This is a genomic window from Mesorhizobium ventifaucium (genome assembly GCF_935822925.1).
GTDB classification, from domain to species: Bacteria; Pseudomonadota; Alphaproteobacteria; order Rhizobiales; family Rhizobiaceae; genus Mesorhizobium; species Mesorhizobium ventifaucium.
In genome coordinates, this window is the sequence record NZ_CAKXZS010000034.1 from 328,213 (window position 1) to 348,234 (window position 20,022).

The window sequence follows — 20,022 nt, forward strand, 5'->3', positions numbered from 1 at the left end:
TGATAGGCTTCCAGCCACGCCTTGGACGCCTCGAAATCGGGCACGACAGTCCGGAGGAAATCCCAGAACGCAGGTCCGTGCGAGGGGCCTGGTCTGGAAGGTTTTCCGCATCGCAACACCTCCGTTCCGTCCACCTGTCTCGGCCACCGCACTCTCATCTTGCGCGTGACCGTTGGTTGGCCCGTTTGCAACGATACTTAGCGCATCCACTTCAAAGCCGAAATGCCTATGACACGCGCGTGCGGCAAAGGCGTGCAGCGGGGTGCTAACAGGACGGTTTCCTCCGGATCCTCGGCCCGCGGGCATTGCGGCCTTCTAACCCGATCCCGTCAAGAACCTCCGGCATGGCCGGGTCTGAGGCCTGGAATGGCGAGGATCGCCTATTCCGATCACGGGCATGTAGGCAGCTGGAAACGGACTTTCGACACCTCATACCTGCTTTCATCTGAAGCTGTCATCGGAAGGCCCATTATGGGCCGAATGAACATGTTCGTGGAGCTAACCGACTAAATACTAGTTGCGTACAATGAGCGGTCTTCCTGTCGTAGAGCTGTTGGCTACCTTCTAACCCGTAATGTGACTTCGTTGGCGCGTTTCAAGCGCCACTAGCTCGAAAGGAATCCGATCCAGGATGTCGCTCCAAAATGTTCATGAATATTTGCGAAAAATACTCGTTGAGATCATTTACATCGACCCGGTTTTTGGGGTGTGATGCTATTACTTTGATGGTGGAGCGTATCCAATGGTTGACGTGAATTTCGACCGGTTCATCGGCGCGAACTCTACGCCGCTGTATGTTGAGTCGTCAGGTGAGAAGACCAAGGGCTTCTTGCTTTGGGGCGATGGCGTGCATCTTCTTGGTCAGCAGGAAGGTGGACGCCTACCTGTTCGGGCGAGAGGCCGCGAGCGAAACGGTTGGATCGATGCTGAAGCCCTTGAGGGTGGAAAATCTCTGCTCGAGGTCTATTTTATCGATGTTGGGCAAGGGGATGGAATGCTGATTAAGACTCCCGACTTTCGACATATCATGATCGACGGCGGCCACCCAAGAGGTTCCCAGAACACTGGAAAGAGCGCCGCCGATTTCGTTGATTGGAAATTCTTCGAGGATTATGGCCTCGACCATGTCCGACTCGACGCTATGATATCCTCTCACAATGACTTCGATCACTACGGAGGCCTGGCTGACCTTCTGGACGCAGAGCAAGAGGACGAGCTTGATGTAGCGGGAACGACCGTAGAGGCGTTCTATCATGCCGGCATCTCGTGGTGGACGAAACCAGATGGTTCCGATCGTACCCTTGGCGAGACCGAACGAGAGAATGGCCGGACTTTCCATGTCGACCTTCTCGACGACCGCGGGTCCGCCGAACACGGGATTGACCCGGCTAGCCGCCCGAAACTTCAGGGCGCCTGGGGGAACTTCATTGCAAAGGTAGTTTCGACCAGAAGGGCTGACGGAGAACCGACACCCGTCACTCGCCTGAGCGATCGTTCTGAGTATTTGCCAACCTTTGGGCCGGGTTCCGATGTGAGAATTCACATTCTGGGCCCGGTTGAATTTTCGGTTGGTGAAAGGCCCGGCCTGCTAAAGCTAGGCGCAGATTCCAGGACAACCAACGGAAACAGTGTGCTCGCCCGTCTGGATTATGGGCGAGCCCGCATCCTTCTCACCGGTGACCTCAACAAAGCGAGCCAGCAGGCCTTGCTAGATGCCTACGAGGGGCGGCGACTGGAGTTTCAGTGCGATGTTGCCAAGGCCTGCCACCACGGCAGCGAAGACGTATCGTACACATTCCTGCAGGCGATTAAGCCAGCTGTGACGGTCATCAGTTCCGGGGACGCGGAAGGCCATGATCATCCAAAACCCCGTATCGTTGCCGCCAGCGGCGCGACCGGGTATCTGACGATCGAAGAGGATGAGATTGTTACGCCACTCGTCTATTCGACCGAACTCGCGCGGTCGATATCTCTCGGGCATCCGCGGACATTAGAGATTGACCGCCAGATAACCGGCACGCCCGAAAACCTGCAAGTCGACCCTGAACAGCTGCAGAATGTCACTATCACATATCATGAAACTAAACCCGGAGGTCTTAGACCCGCCGAGAAAAGCAAGCGCCTCTCGCAGATACGGCTTGTCGGCGGGCTGATCTATGGCCTCGTCAATGTTCGAACGGACGGCGACAAGATCTTAACTGCGACGATGAACGAGGGGGATGGGTCCTGGACTGTCAAGACATTCCGATCTCGCTTTTGACCCGACGCCTTCCCGGTGTTCCTGCTTCTTTGGCTGGCTGGTTCATTACCGTCTCACCTGGGTCACCTGGGGGGCAATGGGTCGCGATCGCAGCTGATTCATAGCGGCGGTAGTGTTCGTGGCTGAGGCGGGGACTACTTTTAGCTTTTTACATCAGATTTCTGCGTGGCTTGCGGCCGCGGTCTTGGAGCTGTTGGTCTCAGCTTCAGTTTTGTTTACATGCAAACGCGACGATAAAGCGGGCGTTTCGTTGCAAGTGTGAACAATGCAGTCTTCGCGAAGAGGAGCTACAGGGCGGGTGGAAGAATAAGAATTATTGGCATCGCTACCGATGCTTAATTTTTGGGATAGTGGCGGGTCCATATTGATCCGACAAGGAAGTGCCGGTGAAATCGAAGCGGTCGATGTACCAACGAAATGACATCTGTCGTATCGGGATAGACGCGCTTTTGTCTGAAGATCACCCAAATTACAAAATTTTGTTAGATCCCTTATGGAAAGATTCCCCAGAGGTAAGTGCGATATCGATGTCATTCGCGCGACTGCGAAGAGTTCCTGGTATTTTCGTTTCGGTAAAACTTAGGTAGCGTCTGGCATTTCATATATCCAAATAGAGATTTTGTTGCATACTATCTTGATTGAAGATAAGTGAAGTCTTTCTTTGAAAGTATCTACGCCATGCTGAAGAAGACGGTGGAGGACTACCAGTGACTGACGCGATCTATGTGACATATGGATTCATCCCTGGCAAGTATTCCGGGTATCATCTCGCCGTGCACTACGTCACTGGAGTGGGCACCCCTGGAGCCATTGACCATATCTTTCAGGCAGGCCTGCCAATGGACAACGATAAGAGGCCGGCCGCCGCATCTTGGTCGGCGACACCGAGTTCGAGGCGGCATGGAACAAGAGCGATTCGCCAAGGGCAACGACTATTTCTCTGTCAAGCTAAATAACCCCTCGTCCCGGCCCCGATCTACGCGAGTCTGATCGAGAGCGACGGCGAGGATCTGAAGCTGATCTTGTGGCGCGGCAGCATTCCCGAGTAAGACCAGCCGGCGGGGCCCGCGAATGTGGAGCTTGGCATGGTAATGTGCGCCTTTGTTGCCTCGACGTCTTTGATCGGCGACGATGGGATTCTCATCGCACCTCGCGGGGTGCCTCTTACGCAAGGCAATATTCATGAAAATGAAGTCGATATTCGCTACTGGCCGTAGTTGTAAGACGCGGAATGCGACGCATCTAAGGCTATAAGTCGGCAGCGGAGTACTACTCGATGAGCCATCAGATTATCTGGCTATCCTTTGATCTCGGCATTCGGGGTGACTACGAAGGTCTATACGCTTGGCTTGACGATCACAATGCCAAAGGAATGTGGTGACGCATTGGCGGCTATTAGCTACGAACACGATGGGGATACCCTGCCGAACAAGCTAAAGGCCGACCTCAAAAAAAGGGTCAAGTTCGACAAGCGCTCTCGGATATACGTGATTTACCGTCATCCAAATACGGGGCTGAACAAAGGTCGATTTGTGGTTGGCACACGCAAGGCAGCACCGTGGACGGGCTACTCACCGGACGGCGATGTAACCGACGAAGAAGAGTAATGCCGAACACCATTGTTGATACGTGCATCTGGCTTGCGTTTGCGGACGATCGAGAGGCACACGATCGTCGTGGTGACGTGGACGCGATCTATAACCTCATCCACGACCATTCTATAGTCATGCCTTGGCCGGTCGCATACGAGACAATCCGAACGAGACTAGCGAGGCGTCACATTGCTCTATCGCGAGTTGAGATCGAACTTAAATCTCCGCGCATTGGCTGGATCGATGACGCACCCTATCGGCAGCGGGCGCTAGAATTGGCCTTTCAGGCTGGGGTTCGAGAACATCGGCCCCTAAGCATGGTCGATTGCCTCATACGGCTAATGTTGGACGACCGCAATCTCAAGATCAACTATCTCGCAACATGGAACGAAGGCGACTTCGATGACGTCTGCCGAAAAAGGCGCATCGAGATTATCGGGTAGCGCCCAAATCAACGCTCAGACGAATCCTATGGACCGTACGCGTCGCTCAGGCTGCACCGTTTTTGTTCTAAGCCGCTGCGATTCACCGGTTAATCCTGGGGACCAAGGGAGCTTGCGGCGTCGCATGCTTAACGACGGCCAGGATCACGATACCGATCATCGACGGTGTGGGATCTCGTAGACGATCCGCCTGTAACTCGGGGCTCTTCGTTGCGGTCCTCAGCAAATTTGCACACCGCGCGGGCCAGCTAGCTTGAACCGCAGACAGCAAAAACACCGCGGCTATCTTGGCGCGCAGCCACCGCCCTACAACGCAAATCGTGGGCCTAGCTGGCGCAACACAGATCTGGCTCGAAGCGCAGCTTTCGCCGCTGTCGGGGACGCAGTACGCTTGTCGATAGTTGGTTTCGAACGGCTACACCAGGATGCAGGCCAGTGCGCGGGCAATTGACCGCCAACGTCCCACTTCAACTGCGTGGAGTTCGCCGATCTGGCAAGTCTTCCATCGCGATTGGCACGTTGGTGGCCCGCGCCACTTCATAGAACTTGCGGCGGGTGTGCGCGCTACAGGAGCGAGAGCGATGTTCCCCTCGCGGTGAGATGCTCGAAGCCGGCATAGCCAGCGACAGGCAGGACGCCTTTGAAGTGGTCGACATGCGAGGCCGGGCGTTCCGCTCTGCGGTCCGGTCGCGGCGGGTGATAATCGCGGAACCATACGGAATGATACGGGACGATTTTTGATTTGAGCCCACGAAAAGGCCAATAAAATCAAATGTTATCATGCGCCCTCCGGGCCCACCAAAGCCATTTGATTTCATTGCGAAAAAGCCGCCTCGGCCCAAAACGTTTTGAGCCCATTATGGGCCCAACAAAAAGTGCGGCGCTGCGTCGCCCTGTGCCTGATCGGAGTGAGGTCAGTCATTTGATGAGGCGGAGGGGTGTCCGCTGCTTCGCAAAGCCGCCCTTTGCCGGACCCGAGGCCGGGCGCTATCTGCGAGGCAATCTGCCCTAGGACGACTTGAGGTGTTTGAACCGCATCGGATCGATGCCAAGCAGGCGTAGATCGCCCGGACGCGGCCGGCGGCCAGTTTCCACGGCGGCCGCAGCATTCATCGCGCTGCCCATCATGGCGAAGAATTCACCAGTTTTCCGAATTATCCTGCCCATCGCCTGACCCCGAAATTGTGCGGTGCAACAATTATGGTGGTTCTTTGAGCTTTTAGCGAGGGACCCCAATGCATAAGAGCCATGCGTGCGGCGCAAAGCTTGAGCCGCTACTCGCCCGCAGGCGCGACGGCGCCGATACGTCGACGCTTTAAAAGTGGTGCCGGGCGCATGAGGCGGAGAACCGCCACGTGGTAGAGAGCTCACGCTCCCGACTGGGACGGGCACCAACCCCACACTGACCATCATGGCCAGGGCTTGGCGCGTCGCCGACAGGATTATCGCCCAAATGGGGCAGCCAATTCGAACTCCCAAGTGGAGACACTGGCGCAATGGCGCCGAGTGTCTCGAACATCGGAATGCTAGCGTAAGCCACTACCACGGTACTAAGAGCATCCCCAGCCAAGGACCGATCACTCGCAGGTCTAAACGAATAGCATCGCCCTACGGCGGCAGACGGGGGATTGATACTTTGTACTTTCTGGAATAATGTATACCAGAGTTGGTAGGCATGATAATCCGAAGCGCGGGTGGAACGGGTCTTGGGGGAGCGCTGCCGACAGCTTACCCAAAAGACGTCGAAGGGGAATGAATCCGCCTGTTTCATGCTCGTAGGCTGAGACCGTGAGTGTCAGGGATGGAGGAGGAAGGATGAAGATCTGTATCTATGGGGCAGGGGCCATCGGGGGCTATTTGGCGGTGATGCTGAAAGCCGGTGGCGCTGAGGTTTCGCTGATTGCCCGCGGCCCTCATCTGAGGGCAATCCAGCAGAACGGTCTCCGGCTTGTCAAGGAAGGCGAGGAGATCGTGCAGCATATGGCCGCTTCCAGCGATCCGCGCGAATTCGGCCCCCAGGACTATGTCATCGTCGCGCTCAAGGCGCATCAGGCCTGGGAGGCGGCCGAGCAGATGGTGCCGTTGCTTGGTCCCCATACCGCTGTCGTGACCGCGCAGAACGGCATTCCCTGGTGGTACTTCTACGGTCTCGGGTCGAAGTTCGACGATATGCGGCTCGAGAGCGTAGACCCCGGCGGCCGGCAGTGGAACGTCATCGGTCCCCAGCGTGCGATCGGGGCTACTGTTTATCCCGCAACCGAAATTACCGAGCCTGGCGTCGTCAGGCATATCTACGGCAATCAGTTCGGCCTCGGCGAGCCGGATCGCAGCGACAGCGAGCGCGTGAAGCGGCTCGCGGCGGCAATGGAGGCCGGCGGCCTCACGCCGCGCTTCTATGACGACATTCGCAACGACATCTGGATCAAGCTCTGGGGCAATCTCTGCTTCAATCCGATCTCGGCGCTGACCGGGGCGACGCTGGATGTTGTTGCCACCGATCCGGGCACCCGCGCTCTGGCGCGAAACATGATGCTAGAGGCGCAGGGGATTGGCGAGAAGTTCGGCGCAACTTTCCGTGTCGATGTGGAGCGTCGGATCAGTGGCGCGGCCGGTGTCGGCGCTCACCGTACCTCCATGCTGCAGGATGTGGACAAGGGCCGCCCCATCGAGCTCGACGCGCTCCTTACCTCTGTGCAGGAAATGGGGAGGCTTGCCGGCATCGAGACACCTTTCATCGACAGCGTCCTTGGGCTTGCCCAGCAGATGGGGAGGGTGAAAGGGCTCTACCCGACCTTTCCCAAAGAACATCCGGCCAAACAGCGGATGGCTTCCTGAGTTCTTTTGCCGCCTGGGCGAGAGCCCTCTGCGGCTTCGCCGCACAAGGTCCATCATGATGCTCTTGGCCGGCGCTAAGAAGTCGACCAAGAAATCACCAAGGCTGTTGGATCACTGAGATCGCGCAAAGGTGCGCGGGAGCATGTGGCCAGGCTAGGGAGGGAAAGATGTCGCAGTGGGTCCGGTTTGAGGATGACGGCGAGGAGCGCTTCGGCTGCCTTATGGGCGAGGACATTTTGGTCCACACCGGAACGATGTTCGACGACCCACAGCCAACGTACGTGCGCCGCCCGCTCACCGCGGTGCGGCTGCTGCCGCCCTGCCAGCCCTCTAAAATCATTGCGCTCTGGAACAATTTCCGGCAACTCGTTGCCAAGCTCTCTGTGCCAGAACCGGTGGAGCCGCTTTACCTCCTGAAGGCGGTTTCAAGCGTTGCGGCACCCGGCGCCGTCATCAGCCGGCCGGCGTCATATGCCGAACGCATCGTCTTCGAAGGTGAACTCGGCATTGTGATCGGCTGCATCTGCGCGAACGCTTCCGACGAGGCGGCGGCCGCGGCAATCTTCGGCTACACCTGCGTCAATGATCTCACTGCAAGCGACATCATCGCGCGCGACAAGAACTTCGCGCAGTGGGCGCGCGCCAAGAGTTTCGACGGTTTCGGGCCTTTCGGCCCTATTATCGCCACTGATCTCGACCTGAGCGGGCTCAGCGTGCGGACCGAAGTCAACGGTGTGGAGCGGCAGAACTATCCGCTCGACGACATGATCTTTCGGCCTGAGCGTCTCGTCAGCGCTCTTTCGAAAGACATGACCCTTCTGCCGGGCGACCTGATCTGCTGTGGCACCTCGCTCGGCGTCGGTTCGCTGAAGGACGCGGCAAGTACCGTCTCGGTGACGATCGAGGGAATAGGTACGCTGTGCAATACAATTGTTCAGTGACGGCGTGCTTGAGGCATGTGCCTTTCGGGGGCAGTTCCAGCGGGAGGGGAGACCTCAGGCGGTGACGAACAACGCTTCGCGCATCGTCGCGCCAACCAAGTGCGGGCTCTCCGCTATGATGACGCCCGCGGCCTGAAGCGCACGAATCTTGCTCTCGGCGTCCCCGGCCAAACCCTGCGCGATGGCACCTGCATGCCCCATGCGGTGTTCGATCGGTGCATAACGGCCGACGATGAGCGCGACCACCGGAATCCGGGGCTTAACTGCTGCGACGAAATCTGCCAGCTCCTCTTCCTCCGAGCCGCCGATCTCGCCGATAACGACCACGCCGCGCGTGTCCTGATCTGCGAGAAAAAGTTCCAGACATTCGCGCATGCCTAGTCCGTGGATGGCGTCGCCGCCGATGCCTACGGTGGTCGACTGGCCAAGACCGGCATCGCTCACTTGTGCGATCACTTCACTGGTCAGCGAGGCGGAGCGCGACATGATGCCGATGGTGCCTCTGCGCGCCCGGCCGGTCGTCATCACGCCGATCTTGCAGACGTCTGGAGCCAGGACGCCTTGCGAGTTCGGCCCAACCAAAATGGTCGCACCCTGTTTAAGGGCATCGCGCACGCGAATCATGTCCCGCACAGGAACACGCTCAGTCAACGCCACGACCAATGGCATGCCCGCCTCGATCGCCTCGATCATGGCTGCCGCTGCGTTGCTTGGCGGCACGAACACCATGCTGGCATTTGCGTCCGTTTCGGCCATCCCTGCAGCAACGGTGTCGAAGATCGGCAGGTTCAAGTGACGGGTGCCGGCCTTGCCTGGCCTCACGCCACCGACGATGCGAGTGCCGTATTCGAGCATCGCGGCGGAATAGTGCGTTCCGGCCCAGCCGGTCATGCCCTGACAGATAACACGCGTATCGTGGTCGACGAGAATGGTCATGGCTGGCTCTCTCCGGATTGTGCAGCACTGACAGCACGCGTCACCGCTGTCCACATATCCGGGCAGTCGATCACCTTGCAGCCGAAATTGGCAAAACGGAACCTTGCGTACTCGGCATTGTTGCCGGCCAAGCGCACGACGATGGGCAATGAGCGCCTGTTCCGGCGCATGGCGATGCCGAGGCCGTCCGCGATCGTGTCGCAAGGTTGCATGCCGCCGCCATGGACATTGACCAGAATCGATCGCACCGCTGGATTGCCGAGTAGCAGAGCAAAGCCATGGGCCACGTCAAGACTGGTGGCGGTGGTGCGGATGTCCATGAAATTCGCTGGCCTGCCGTTGGCTGCTCGTACCATGTCGAGCGTCGCGAGACCAAGCCCCGCGCCATTGACTACAAGCCCGATATCGCCATCGAGAGCTAGATAGTTGAGGTTGCGGTTTTGCGCCGCAACCTCAACCGCGTCGCTCTCGGACTCTTCCCGCAACGCCATCAGGTCGGGATGCCGAAACAGTGCATTGTCGTCGATCGTGATCTTGGCATCCACCGCCACGAAACGGCCTGGTTCGACCACAGCAAGAGGGTTGATCTCGATCAAGGTGGCATCCAGTTCCAAAAAGGCGTCCCGCAGTTGCCCGAGAAGCTCGACGAACGGCGGAATCAAGCCTGCGGCGAGGCCCAGACGAGCGCCCAGCCCGGCCGCCGCCGTTTTGTCGAGCGTCTGTTCCGCGCCAAGGGCGAGCCGCTCGAACCGGGTTTGCCCGTTCTGAATCCTCTGCTCAATATCGTCGCCCCCTTCACACGCTGCGAGAAGGACGATTTCGGCGGTTGCGGCACCGATAAAAAGCGAAAGATAGAGGCTTTGCAGGGGCTCTACGGCGGTTTCGACCAGGACCTTGCGCACGAGGTGGCCAGTTGGCGCCGTCTGTTCGGTAGCGAGACGTCGACCAAGCAGATCGCCTGCCGCAGCCATCGCCTCTTCCGGCAAGGAGACGAGACGCACGCCGCCGGCACGGCCGCGCGCGCCAGCCCGGATTTGCGCTTTGACTGCAAAGCCCGCTGCCTTGAGGTCACGCGCTGTATCCCGTGCCTCCTCTTTCGTCGATACAGCCTTCCCCTCGGGCACGTGCACGCCGCGGGACGACAGCAGGATCTTGGACTGGAACTCGTGCAGGTTCACGGCCGCCTCTCCCTTATTCCGTTTGCTGTCGACACGTTGGAAGCTCAGCCTGCGTCGGCCAGCTTCAATCGGTGGCAAGCGCCATCCATTTTAGCCGCAAGAATTACTCGGCCGCGATCTGCCGCGGCATGCCGAGCGCTCCGGAATCGTTCAATTCGGCTATCCCCTTATCGTCATAACCGAGCACTTGGCTGAGGATTTCTTCGGTATGCTCGCCGAGAAGCGGCGAGCGTTTCACCTCCGAGGGGCTGTCCGACAATTTGATCGGATTGCCCACGGACAGATATTTTCCGCGCGTCGGGTGATCGACCTCGACCACTGTGCCGGTGGCGCGCAACGACTGATCCTCGGCAAGCTCTTTCATGGAAAGGATCGGGCCAACCGGGATGTCGACGGCGTTGCAGATCTCCATCACCTCGAACTTGGTCTTGGTCATCGTCCATTGTTCGATGCGCGCGAAGATCGCGTTCAGCTTCGGCAGGCGCGCTGGCGGCGTCGCGTACTCCGGATCGGTCTTCCAGGTGGGCTCGCCGATGATGTCGCAGATTTTCTCCCACACCGGCGCCTGCGTGATGAAATAAATGTAGGCGTCGGGATCCTGTTCCCAACCGTTGCACTTCAGGATGCGGCCGGGCTGGCCGCCGCCTGAATCGTTGCCGGCACGCGGCACGGCGGCGCCGAATGGGACCCCTTCGCCGAACTGGCTGTATTCCTTCAGCGGTCCGTGCGCGAGGCGCTGCTGGTCGCGCAATTTGACGCGCGCGAGGTTCAGCACGCCGTCCTGCATCGCGCAGGTGACGCGCTGGCCCTTGCCGGAGTGGGTGCGCTGATAAAGCGCGGTGACGATGCCGAGCGCGAGATGCAGCCCGGTACCGGAATCGCCGATCTGTGCTCCGGTGACCAGGGGCGGACCGTCGCGGAAGCCGGTGGTCGAGGCCGCGCCGCCTGTGCATTGCGCCACATTCTCATAGACCTTGCAGTCTTCGTAGGGGCCGGGGCCGAAGCCCTTGATCGAAGCGACGATCATCTTCGGGTTGAGCTTGTTGATTGTTTCCCAGGGAAAGCCCATGCGGTCGAGCACGCCTGGCCCGAAGTTTTCGACCAGTACGTCGCATTCCTTGATGAGCCGCTCGAGCACTTCCTTGCCCTTGGGGTTCTTGGTGTCGAGGGTGACCGAGCGCTTGTTGTGGTTCAGCATGGTGAAATACAGGCTGTCCACCTTGGGGATGTCCTGCAATTGTCCGCGCGTGATGTCGCCCGTTCCCGGGCGCTCGATCTTGATCACGTCGGCGCCAAACCATGCGAGGAGCTGCGTACAGGTCGGGCCGGACTGCACATGAGTGAAGTCGAGGATGCGAACGCCTTCAAGCGCTTTCATGGGCATGCTCCTTATTTCTTTTTCAATATGCTCTGCGGATTGAGATTGCCGATCCGGCCACTCTCGCTGCCGGCGGCCGGGTCGATCGCCGCGTTGATAAGCGTCGGCTTGCCGGAGTCGATCGCCGTGTCGACGGCGCGCTTCAGTTCATCGGGTGTCGTCACGTGGACGCCAACTCCGCCAAACGCCTCCATCATCTTGTCGTAGCGCGCGTCCTTGACGAACACCGTGGTCGCTGCGTCGGTACCGCCCGTGGGGTTGGCGTCGGTGCCGCGATAGATGCCGTTGTTGTTGAAGACCACCACGCAGACCGGCAGATTGTACCGGCAGATGGTTTCGACCTCCATGCCGGAGAAGCCGAAGGCCGAGTCGCCTTCCACCGCGAGCACCGGATTTCCGGTCTCGATGGCGGCGGCCACGGCGAAGCCCATGCCGATGCCCATGACACCCCAGGTGCCGACATCCAGCCGCTTGCGCGGTCGATACATGTCGATGATGCCGCGCGCCAGATCGAGCGTGTTGGCGCCTTCATTGACGAGGATCGCGTCCGGCCGCTCCCGGATAACGGTCCGCAGCACGCCGAGCGCGCCGTGGAAATCCATCGGGGCCGAATTCTTCATCAGCCGTGGCGCCATCTTGGCGATGTTTTCTTCCCGCTTCGAATTGACGGCGTCGATCCAGTCCGAAGGGGGAGCCTGCCATGTGTCGCCAATGCCCTCAAGAAGCGCCGACACGCAGGAGCCGATATCGCCGACCAGCGGCGCGGCGATCTCGACGTTGGAGTCCATCTCCTTCGGCTCGATATCGATCTGGATGAATTTTTTCGGCGCATCGCCCCAGGTCTTGCCCTTGCCGTGCGACAGCAGCCAGTTGAGGCGGGCGCCGATCAGCATGACCACGTCGCTGTCCTTCAGCACCGTGGAACGGGCGGCGCCCGCGCACTGCGGATGCGTGTCGGGCAGAAGGCCCTTGGCCATGCTCATCGGCAGGAACGGAACGCCGCTCTTTTCGATCAGGGCGCGGATCTGGTCATCCGCCTGCGCGTAGGCGGCGCCCTTGCCAAGAATGATCAGCGGCCGCTTGGCGCCCTTCAGCACATCGAGGGCCCGTTTCACGGCGCCCGGAGCTGGAAGCTGGGCCGGGGCCGGATCGATGACCTCGACGAGCGAGTTGGCCCCAGCCTCGGCGTCCATCACCTGGCCGAAAAGCTTGGCGGGCAGATCGAGGTAGACGCCTCCAGGACGTCCGGAAACGGCGGCCCGGATCGCGCGCGCCACGCCGATGCCGATGTCGGCGGCATGCAGCACGCGGAAGGCTGCCTTGCAGAGCGGCTTAGCGATGGCCAACTGGTCCATCTCCTCGTAGTCGCCCTGCTGCAGGTCGACGATCTCGCGCTCGGACGAGCCCGAGATCAGGATCATTGGAAAGCAGTTGGTGGTGGCATTGGCCAGCGCCGTCAGGCCGTTGAGGAAGCCCGGGGCCGACACCGTCAGACAGATGCCGGGCTTTTTCGTCAGGAAACCGGCGATCGCCGCCGCGTTGCCGGCATGCTGTTCGTGCCGGAACGAGATGACGCGGATGCCTTCAGCCTGCGCCATGCGGCCGAAATCTGTGATCGGGATGCCGGGCACTCCGTAGATCGTCTTGACGCCGTTGAGCTTGAGCGCATCGATGATGAGATGGAAGCCGTCGGTGAGCTCATGCTCGGCGCCGGCTGTATTCGCGTCTATGCTTTGTATCATCGCGGACATTCCGCTCTCTCCCAGATCTTTCGCTGTATCAATTTCCGCCATGTTCCCTGGAGCGCGGACAACGGTCCGCACCTGGCGCGGTCCTCATCCCGCGTCGAAGCGACCGTCAACGATGTCTATGATGTGGCTGTCGCGCGGGATGACGTCGTCGCCTCCCAATCGTGCTTGTTCAACTTTGGCGACGAGCACCATAAGTCCTCCCTTGCCCTTTCGTCTCAGGCGCTTGGCGACGTGGCACCCCACGAGAAGCGCCAGACCCCTTTTCTGCGGATCGGGTGTTAGTGATCTCTGGCATAATAAATACCAAAAGTCAAACCCGCGAAATCGGCCAAAAACTGGGCTTGATTCGCGGCTGATGTCTGTTACAGTTCGTTTCCTTGGCATTCAGTATACCAACTGAGGAGGAATTTAGCCCCGTCGAGAGTTGGGCTTTGGGCAACGGGAGGCTCTACTTAACAGCGGCACGGAAAAAATAACGGGCGGCCGTGGCCATTCAGCAACCTGGGAGGAAGCTAACATGAAACTTGCAAAGACGCTGGCGACGGCGCTGACGACGGTGGCTATTTTTGGTTTTGCGGCGGCAGGCCCGTCCTGGGCGGAGTGGAAACCGAAGAAAACCGTCGAGTTCATCATTCCTGCTGGTACCGGCGGCGGCGCCGATCAGATGGCGCGAATGATCCAGGGCGTCATTCAGAAGCACCAGCTTATGGATCAGCCCATGGTAGTCATCAACAAATCCGGCGGCGCCGGCGCCGAGGGCTTCATGGATGTCAAGGGCTCGGCCGGCAACGAGCACAAGATCATCATCACGCTATCCAACCTGTTCACGACACCGCTCGCCACCGGCGTGCCATTCAGCTGGGAAGACTTGACGCCGGTCTCCATGCTGGCGCTCGACAACTTCGTCCTGTGGGTGAATTCGAGCTCGCCCTACCAATCCGCCAAAGACTATGTCGATGCCGTGAAGGCGGGCGCCGACAGCCAGTTCAAGATGGCCGGCACCGGTTCGAAGCAGGAGGATCAGATCGTCACCGTGGCGATCGAGCAGGTCGCCGGCAAGAAGCTCACCTATGTGCCGTTCAAGGGCGGCGGCGACGTCGCCAAGCAGCTGGTCGGCGGGCACATCGATTCAACGGTCAACAACCCGATCGAGGCTGTTTCTTTCTGGCAAGCCGGTAACCTGCGGCCGCTCTGTGTCTTCGCCGCCTCGCGTATCGAGGCACAAGGTACGGCGAAATGGCAGGATATCCCGACCTGCAAGGAAGCTGGCGTCGGCATCGAATACCAGATGCTGCGCGGCATCTTCATGTCTCCGGGCGTCAGCCAGGAAGCGGTCGACTACTATGTCGGGCTGTTCCAAAAGGTACGCGAAACCCAGGAATGGAAAGACTTCATGGCGAAGGGCGCGTTTACTCAGACCTTCCTGAGCGGGGATGAATACAAAAAGTGGGTTGCTGATGCAGCCGTGTTGCACAAGGACCTGATGACCAAAGCGGGTTTTATCGCCGCCAACTGAAGGCGCCACCGGTCCGGGGCCGGCAAAGCCTCGGACCGCCCGCCCGATATCGCAACAGCACCTTCTATAGGAGGCACGGATGTTCATGGAGCGCGAGCAGAACCTCGTTCCCGAAAGCTTGCCCGGCGACGGGGAAAAGACCACCCCGGTCAGCGACGCGGGGCTTACGGTTACAATGAAAACGATGGAACTCGTCGTTGCCGGCCTCTTGATGCTGGTCGCTGCGATCGTCATGTATGACAGCGTCCGCGTGGGTGCAGGCTGGGCCTTTGACGGTCCGCAGGCCGGCTACTTTCCCTTCTTCATCGGCTTGATCCTGCTTGCGGCTAGTGCAGTGACTTTCGGCATCAACCTGTTCAGTCGCACGGCCGATCTTTCCAATTTCGTGACCAAGCCGGCCCTTCTGCTGGTGGCCAAGGTACTCGCGCCAACGGTCATGTATCTCATTGTGATGTACTACGTAGGCATCTACATCGCCTCCGCTCTCTACATCTGTTTCTTCATGATGTGGTTGGGCAAATATTCGATCCGCAAGGCTGCGCCCGTCGCAATCGCGATCCCCCTCGTTCTCTTCTGGCTGTTCGAGATCGCCTTTCTGATCCCGTTGCCCAAAGGTCCGCTGGAGGCTGCACTCGGCTTCTGAGAATTCGGGCCCTAGACCAAGATTCGAGGACGAAATCCCCATGGATGCATTCCTTTCGCTCATTCACGGCTTTGGCGTTCTCGCCGACCCCATGAATATCGTCTACATGTGCGTTGGCGTTGTGCTCGGCGTGCTGATCGGCGTATTGCCGGGGCTTGGTGGCGCAAACGGCGTTGCCATACTCCTGCCGCTCACCTTTTCGATGTCGCCCACCGCGGCGATCATCATGCTCTCCTCGATTTACTGGGGCGCGCTGTTCGGTGGCGCGATCACCTCCGTCCTGTTCAACATTCCCGGGGAGCCGTGGTCGGTAGCCACCACCTTCGACGGCCATCCCATGGCCCAGCAGGGCAAGGCCGACGAGGCGCTGACCGCCGCGTTTACCTCATCCTTCATCGGCGCGCTGCTTGCCGTGATAGTGATCACCTTCCTCGCGCCGGTGGTAGCCGGCTTTGCGTTGCGCTTCGGACCCGCCGAGTTCTTCGCCGTACAACTTCTCACGTTCTGCAGTTTCGTCGGCATGGGTCGCGAGTCGCCGTTCAAGGTGCTGGCCGCCATGACGCTCGGCTTTGCGCTGGCGGCCGTGGGACTAGACTCGGTCACCGGACAACTGCGCATGACGTTCGGCACGGTCGAGCTCATGCGTGGCTTCGATTTCCTGATCGCGGTCATCGGCCTCTTCGGAATCGGCGAGATCCTACTCACCATGGAGGAAGGACTGTCATTTCGAGGCAAGAGCACCACCATCACGCTGCGTTCGGTGATGAATACCTGGATTCGCTTGCCGCGTTTCTGGGTTACCTATCTGCGGTCAGCGGCCGTGGGCTGCTGGCTTGGCATCACTCCAGGTGGCGCAACGCCAGCTTCGTTCATGAGCTACGGGCTCGCCCGCCGCTTTTCGAAGGACCCGGGCAATTTTGGCAAGGGCGAGATCGAAGGCGTGGTGGCGCCAGAGACGGCGGCTCATGCCGCAGGCACAAGCGCGCTGCTCCCGATGCTGACGCTCGGCATCCCCGGCTCGCCCACCGCGGCGGTGATGCTGGGCGGCTTGCTTATCTGGGGCCTGCAGCCCGGTCCCATGTTGTTCATAGAGCAAAAGGATTTTGTATGGGGCCTCATCGCCTCGATGTATCTTTCCAACGTCATCGGCTTCCTGATCGTCCTGACGACTGTGCCGCTCTGGGCGTCGATCCTGCGCATTCCGTTCTCGATCATTGCGCCAGTGATCATCGTGCTCTGCTGCATCGGCGCCTACACCGTCCACAACGCCTTTCTCGATGTCGTCATCATGCTGTTCTTCGGCGTCATCGGCTACGTGTTCAAGAAGCTTCATTACCCGCTGGCGCCGCTGGTGCTCGCGCTCGTACTGGGTGACATGGCGGAAAGCTCGTTCCGGCAATCAATGCTGATCTCGCAAGGAGACATGTCCATCTTCTGGTCCAACTGGCTCGTGGGCTCGATCTGCTCCCTGGCCCTGGCCATGCTGTTCTGGCCGCTCATTGCCCTCATGCTCGACAAGTTGCGGGGCGGAGGGCGCTTCTCGCCTGGTGGAGCCTGAGCCATGGAATTCGGCACGCCAGCTTTCGGGGCAGGACTACTGCAGATTATCGGCATCGATATCGTCCTGTCGGGCGACAATGCCCTCGTCATCGCGCTCGCCTGCCGATCGTTGCCGACAAACCAACGGAAATGGGGCATCCTGCTCGGCACGGGGGCGGCGATCGCCTTGCGCATCGCCTTTGCCGCCGCCATCGTCTATGTGCTCGAGATTCCGCTTCTCAAGTTTGCGGGCGCGTTGCTGCTGGTGTGGGTCGCGATCAAACTCGTCGTCTCGGAACAGGACGGAACGGCGTCGGCCTCCGGAAAGCACGAGGCGACCACTCTCTGGGAGGCGGTCCGCATTGTCGCCATCGCCGATGCGGTGATGAGCCTGGACAATGTCCTCGCGGTCGCCGCCGCGGCCAAAGGCAGCGTGATGCTGCTTGCGCTTGGCATCGCCATCTCCATCCCGCTGATGGTTGTGGGCAGCGCCATGATGCTGTGGCTGCTGGATCGCGTTCCGTTGCTTGCTGTCGCCGGATCAGGGCTCCTCGGCTGGATCGCCGGCGGGCTCGCAGCACATGACCCGATTGTCGGCCCATGGATTGCCGCGCAAGTTTCGTGGCTTCCTGTGGCGCTTCCATATCTGACCTGCATCGGCGTGATGGCTTTCGGCCTAGTGCTGCGCCGACGCGCGGCGATAGTAACCGCGGGACAAACGCCCTGAACAGGAAAGGCTTGACAGCTTTCTTCTGGTATACAAAATGCCAAAGCAACGACACGGCTTCCGTCTAAGTGCTGCCGGTAGCTCGAATTCGACGATACCGCCCACCACCGGCGATCATCATGGAGGATATCATGCTCGACAAAGTCGCTGTCCGTAACGTGCTGGACAAGGTGAAGGCCGAGGAGCGCCAGGCGCTCACCGCGCCGGAAGGCAAACTGCTATGCGATGTCTATGGCATCAAGGTTCCGCAGGAGGGTGTCGCCGGCAGCGCGGAGGAAGCAGCCAAGCTGGCGTCCGGCATGGGCTTCCCGGTGGTCATGAAGATCGTTTCGCCGGACATCCTCCACAAGACGGAAGCCGGTGGTGTCATCGTCGGCGTCAAATCGGCCGACGAGGCGCGGACCGCCCATGAGAAGATCATCGCTAACGCAAAGGCCTACAAGGCCAATGCCCAGATCTCCGGCGTACAGGTCCAGCAGATGCTGACCGGCGGCCAGGAGGTCATCATCGGCGCCGTCACCGACGGCTCCTTCGGCAAACTTGTCGCCTTTGGCCTCGGGGGTGTGCTGGTCGAAGTCTTGAAGGACATCACGTTCCGCCTTGCGCCGGTAACGCGCGAGGAGGCGCTTTCGATGCTCGACGGCATCCAGGCGGCGGAGATGTTGAAAGGCGTTCGCGGGGGCGATCCGGTCAATCGCGACGCCCTTGCCGACATGATCGTGAGCGTTTCGCAGCTCGTGAACGACTACCCGGAAATTTCCGAACTCGACCTCAATCCGGTTTTCGCTACCAAGGACGGCGCGATTGCCGCGGATGTGCGCATTGTGGTCGATTACAACCAGCCTGCACCGCGCCCGCGTCACAGCCAAGACGACATCATCAAGGCAATGAACCGCATCATGCGGCCGCAGGCCGTTGCCGTGATCGGCGCCTCCGCCGAGGACGGCAAGATCGGCAATTCGGTAATGAAGAACCTCATCAATGGTGGCTACAAGGGCGAGATCTATCCGATCCACCCCAAGGCCGAAGAAATCCTGGGCTACAAGGCCTATCGCAGCGTCAAGGATGTGCCCGGCACGATCGATACGGCGGTTTTCGCCATTCCGGCCAAGTTCGTCGCCGGCGCGCTCACCGAGTGCGGCGAAAAGAGCATTCCGGGCGCGGTGCTGATCCCATCCGGGTTTGCGGAAGCCGGCGCGCCGGAACTGCAGGAAGAGATCGTCGAGATAGGCCGCAAGTACAATGTCCGGCTCATGGGGCCGAACATTTACGGCTTCTATTACACGCCCGCCAATCTCTGCGCCACTTTCTGTACCGCCTATGACGTGAAGGGTTCGGCGGCGCTGTCGTCGCAATCGGGCGGCATCGGCATGGCCATCATCGGCTTCTCGCGGTCGGCGAAGATGGGCGTTTCGGCAATCGTCGGCCTCGGCAACAAGTCGGACATAGACGAGGACGACCTGCTCGCCTTCTTCGAGCAGGACGAACATACCAGCATCATCGCCCAGCACTGCGAGGACCTGAAGGACGGTCGCGCCTTTGCCGAGGCGGCCAAGCGTGTGTCCAAGAAGAAGCCCATCGTCGTCCTGAAGGCGGGGCGCACTTCGGCCGGCGCGAAGGCGGCGTCGTCGCATACCGGGGCCCTGGCGGGCAACGACAAGATCTACGAGGACGTCTTTAAGCAGTCCGGCGTCATTCGCGCGCGCTCGTTGCGGCAGTTGCTCGAGTTCGCGCGCGGAGTGCCGGTGCTGCCGACGCCGAAGGGCGAGAATGTCGTCATCATCACGGGTGCGGGCGGTTCCGGTGTGCTGCTGTCGGATTCCTGCGTGGACAACGGGCTGAGCCTGATGTCGATGCCGGCCGACCTGGATACCGCATTCCGCAAATTCATTCCGCCCTTCGGTGCTGCCGGCAACCCCGTCGACATTACCGGCGGCGAGCCGCCGCAGACCTACAAAAACACCGTCAAGCTAGGGCTTGAGGACGACCGTATTCACGCGCTGATCCTCGGCTACTGGCACACGATCGTGACGCCGCCGATGGTCTTTGCAAAACTGATGGTCGAGGTGAAGGAAGAGATGGCGGCCAAGGGTATTGAAAAGCCGATGGTCGCATCGCTGGCCGGCGACGTGGAGGTCGAGGAGGCGGCTGAATACCTCTACCAGCATGGCATTCCAGCCTACGCCTATTCGACCGAACTTCCCGTCGAGGTGCTCGGCGCCAAGTACAAATGGGCACGGGGTGCAGGCCTGCTCTGATCTGAAACCGGATCTCGGCGCATCA

General features: G+C 59.9%; 13 protein-coding genes. 9 read left to right on the top strand and 4 right to left on the bottom strand.

Going from position 1 to position 20,022, the window contains the following annotated elements; translation table 11 throughout:
* Window positions 1-742 precede the first annotated feature (742 nt).
* From NMG70_RS27035 to NMG70_RS27050, 4 genes are all read left to right on the top strand, one after another.
* Window positions 743-2,260: a ComEC/Rec2 family competence protein gene (locus tag NMG70_RS27035; RefSeq protein ID WP_254027331.1), complete on the top strand. Its 1,518-nt coding sequence runs from the start codon at window positions 743-745 to the stop codon at window positions 2,258-2,260.
* A 1,322-nt stretch (window positions 2,261-3,582) separates the two neighbouring features.
* On the top strand, window positions 3,583-3,867 hold the full coding sequence (locus NMG70_RS27040; protein WP_254027332.1) for a hypothetical protein: 285 nt from the start codon (window positions 3,583-3,585) through the stop codon (window positions 3,865-3,867).
* A 2,243-nt stretch (window positions 3,868-6,110) separates the two neighbouring features.
* Entirely contained in the window at window positions 6,111-7,130 is a 1,020-nt protein-coding gene (locus NMG70_RS27045) for a 2-dehydropantoate 2-reductase (protein WP_254027333.1), read from the top strand.
* A gap of 167 nt (window positions 7,131-7,297) precedes the next feature.
* Window positions 7,298-8,071 (top strand): fumarylacetoacetate hydrolase family protein, encoded by a 774-nt coding sequence (locus NMG70_RS27050; RefSeq protein ID WP_254027334.1) that lies wholly within the window; start codon window positions 7,298-7,300, stop codon window positions 8,069-8,071.
* A 54-nt stretch (window positions 8,072-8,125) separates the two neighbouring features.
* Here the strand turns inward: NMG70_RS27050 and sucD are convergent, their stop codons facing one another.
* From sucD to oxc, 4 genes are all read right to left on the bottom strand, one after another.
* On the bottom strand, window positions 8,126-9,007 hold the full coding sequence (gene sucD, locus NMG70_RS27055; RefSeq protein ID WP_254020709.1) for a succinate--CoA ligase subunit alpha: 882 nt from the start codon (window positions 9,005-9,007) through the stop codon (window positions 8,126-8,128).
* Window positions 9,004-10,185 carry an ADP-forming succinate--CoA ligase subunit beta gene (gene sucC / locus NMG70_RS27060; protein ID WP_254027335.1) on the bottom strand — a complete coding sequence of 394 codons (1,182 nt, stop codon included), beginning with the start codon at window positions 10,183-10,185 and terminating at the stop codon, window positions 9,004-9,006. Before sucC ends, sucD begins: the two co-directional genes overlap by 4 nt.
* A gap of 103 nt (window positions 10,186-10,288) precedes the next feature.
* A complete protein-coding gene (gene frc, locus NMG70_RS27065; RefSeq protein WP_254020711.1) occupies window positions 10,289-11,563 on the bottom strand; it encodes a formyl-CoA transferase in 1,275 nt (424 codons plus the stop codon).
* An 11-nt stretch (window positions 11,564-11,574) separates the two neighbouring features.
* Window positions 11,575-13,314 (bottom strand): oxalyl-CoA decarboxylase, encoded by a 1,740-nt coding sequence (gene oxc, locus NMG70_RS27070; protein ID WP_254027336.1) that lies wholly within the window; start codon window positions 13,312-13,314, stop codon window positions 11,575-11,577.
* Between the two features lie 517 nt (window positions 13,315-13,831).
* On the opposite strand from oxc, the gene NMG70_RS27075 reads away from it, so the two are divergent.
* The 5 genes from NMG70_RS27075 to NMG70_RS27095 all read left to right on the top strand — a co-directional run bounded on the left by NMG70_RS27075 (window position 13,832) and on the right by NMG70_RS27095 (window position 19,997).
* Complete coding sequence (locus NMG70_RS27075) at window positions 13,832-14,830, top strand: Bug family tripartite tricarboxylate transporter substrate binding protein (RefSeq protein ID WP_254027337.1); 999 nt, start codon at window positions 13,832-13,834, stop codon at window positions 14,828-14,830.
* Between the two features lie 85 nt (window positions 14,831-14,915).
* Window positions 14,916-15,473, top strand: a complete 558-nt coding sequence (locus NMG70_RS27080) for a tripartite tricarboxylate transporter TctB family protein (protein ID WP_254027338.1) — start codon at window positions 14,916-14,918, stop codon at window positions 15,471-15,473.
* Window positions 15,474-15,513: 40 nt separating this feature from the next.
* A complete protein-coding gene (locus NMG70_RS27085) occupies window positions 15,514-17,031 on the top strand; it encodes a tripartite tricarboxylate transporter permease (protein WP_254020715.1) in 1,518 nt (505 codons plus the stop codon).
* 3 nt (window positions 17,032-17,034) lie between these two features.
* Window positions 17,035-17,739, top strand: coding sequence for a TerC family protein (locus NMG70_RS27090; protein WP_254027339.1), 705 nt, complete (start codon window positions 17,035-17,037; stop codon window positions 17,737-17,739).
* A 131-nt stretch (window positions 17,740-17,870) separates the two neighbouring features.
* Window positions 17,871-19,997 (top strand): acetate--CoA ligase family protein, encoded by a 2,127-nt coding sequence (locus NMG70_RS27095; protein ID WP_254027340.1) that lies wholly within the window; start codon window positions 17,871-17,873, stop codon window positions 19,995-19,997.
* Window positions 19,998-20,022: the final 25 nt, after the last annotated feature.

What these genes read in the sequence shown, in the direction of transcription:
- NMG70_RS27035 (WP_254027331.1), top strand. Translation starts at nt 743, where the DNA reads ATGGTTGACGTGAATTTCGACCGGTTCATCGGCGCGAACTCTACGCCG.
- NMG70_RS27045 (WP_254027333.1), top strand. Translation starts at nt 6,111, where the DNA reads ATGAAGATCTGTATCTATGGGGCAGGGGCCATCGGGGGCTATTTGGCG.
- NMG70_RS27050 (WP_254027334.1), top strand. Translation starts at nt 7,298, where the DNA reads ATGTCGCAGTGGGTCCGGTTTGAGGATGACGGCGAGGAGCGCTTCGGC.
- sucD (WP_254020709.1), bottom strand. Translation starts at nt 9,007, where the DNA reads ATGACCATTCTCGTCGACCACGATACGCGTGTTATCTGTCAGGGCATG.
- frc (WP_254020711.1), bottom strand. Translation starts at nt 11,563, where the DNA reads ATGAAAGCGCTTGAAGGCGTTCGCATCCTCGACTTCACTCATGTGCAG.
- oxc (WP_254027336.1), bottom strand. Translation starts at nt 13,314, where the DNA reads ATGTCCGCGATGATACAAAGCATAGACGCGAATACAGCCGGCGCCGAG.
- NMG70_RS27075 (WP_254027337.1), top strand. Translation starts at nt 13,832, where the DNA reads ATGAAACTTGCAAAGACGCTGGCGACGGCGCTGACGACGGTGGCTATT.
- NMG70_RS27080 (WP_254027338.1), top strand. Translation starts at nt 14,916, where the DNA reads ATGGAGCGCGAGCAGAACCTCGTTCCCGAAAGCTTGCCCGGCGACGGG.
- NMG70_RS27085 (WP_254020715.1), top strand. Translation starts at nt 15,514, where the DNA reads ATGGATGCATTCCTTTCGCTCATTCACGGCTTTGGCGTTCTCGCCGAC.
- NMG70_RS27090 (WP_254027339.1), top strand. Translation starts at nt 17,035, where the DNA reads ATGGAATTCGGCACGCCAGCTTTCGGGGCAGGACTACTGCAGATTATC.
- NMG70_RS27095 (WP_254027340.1), top strand. Translation starts at nt 17,871, where the DNA reads ATGCTCGACAAAGTCGCTGTCCGTAACGTGCTGGACAAGGTGAAGGCC.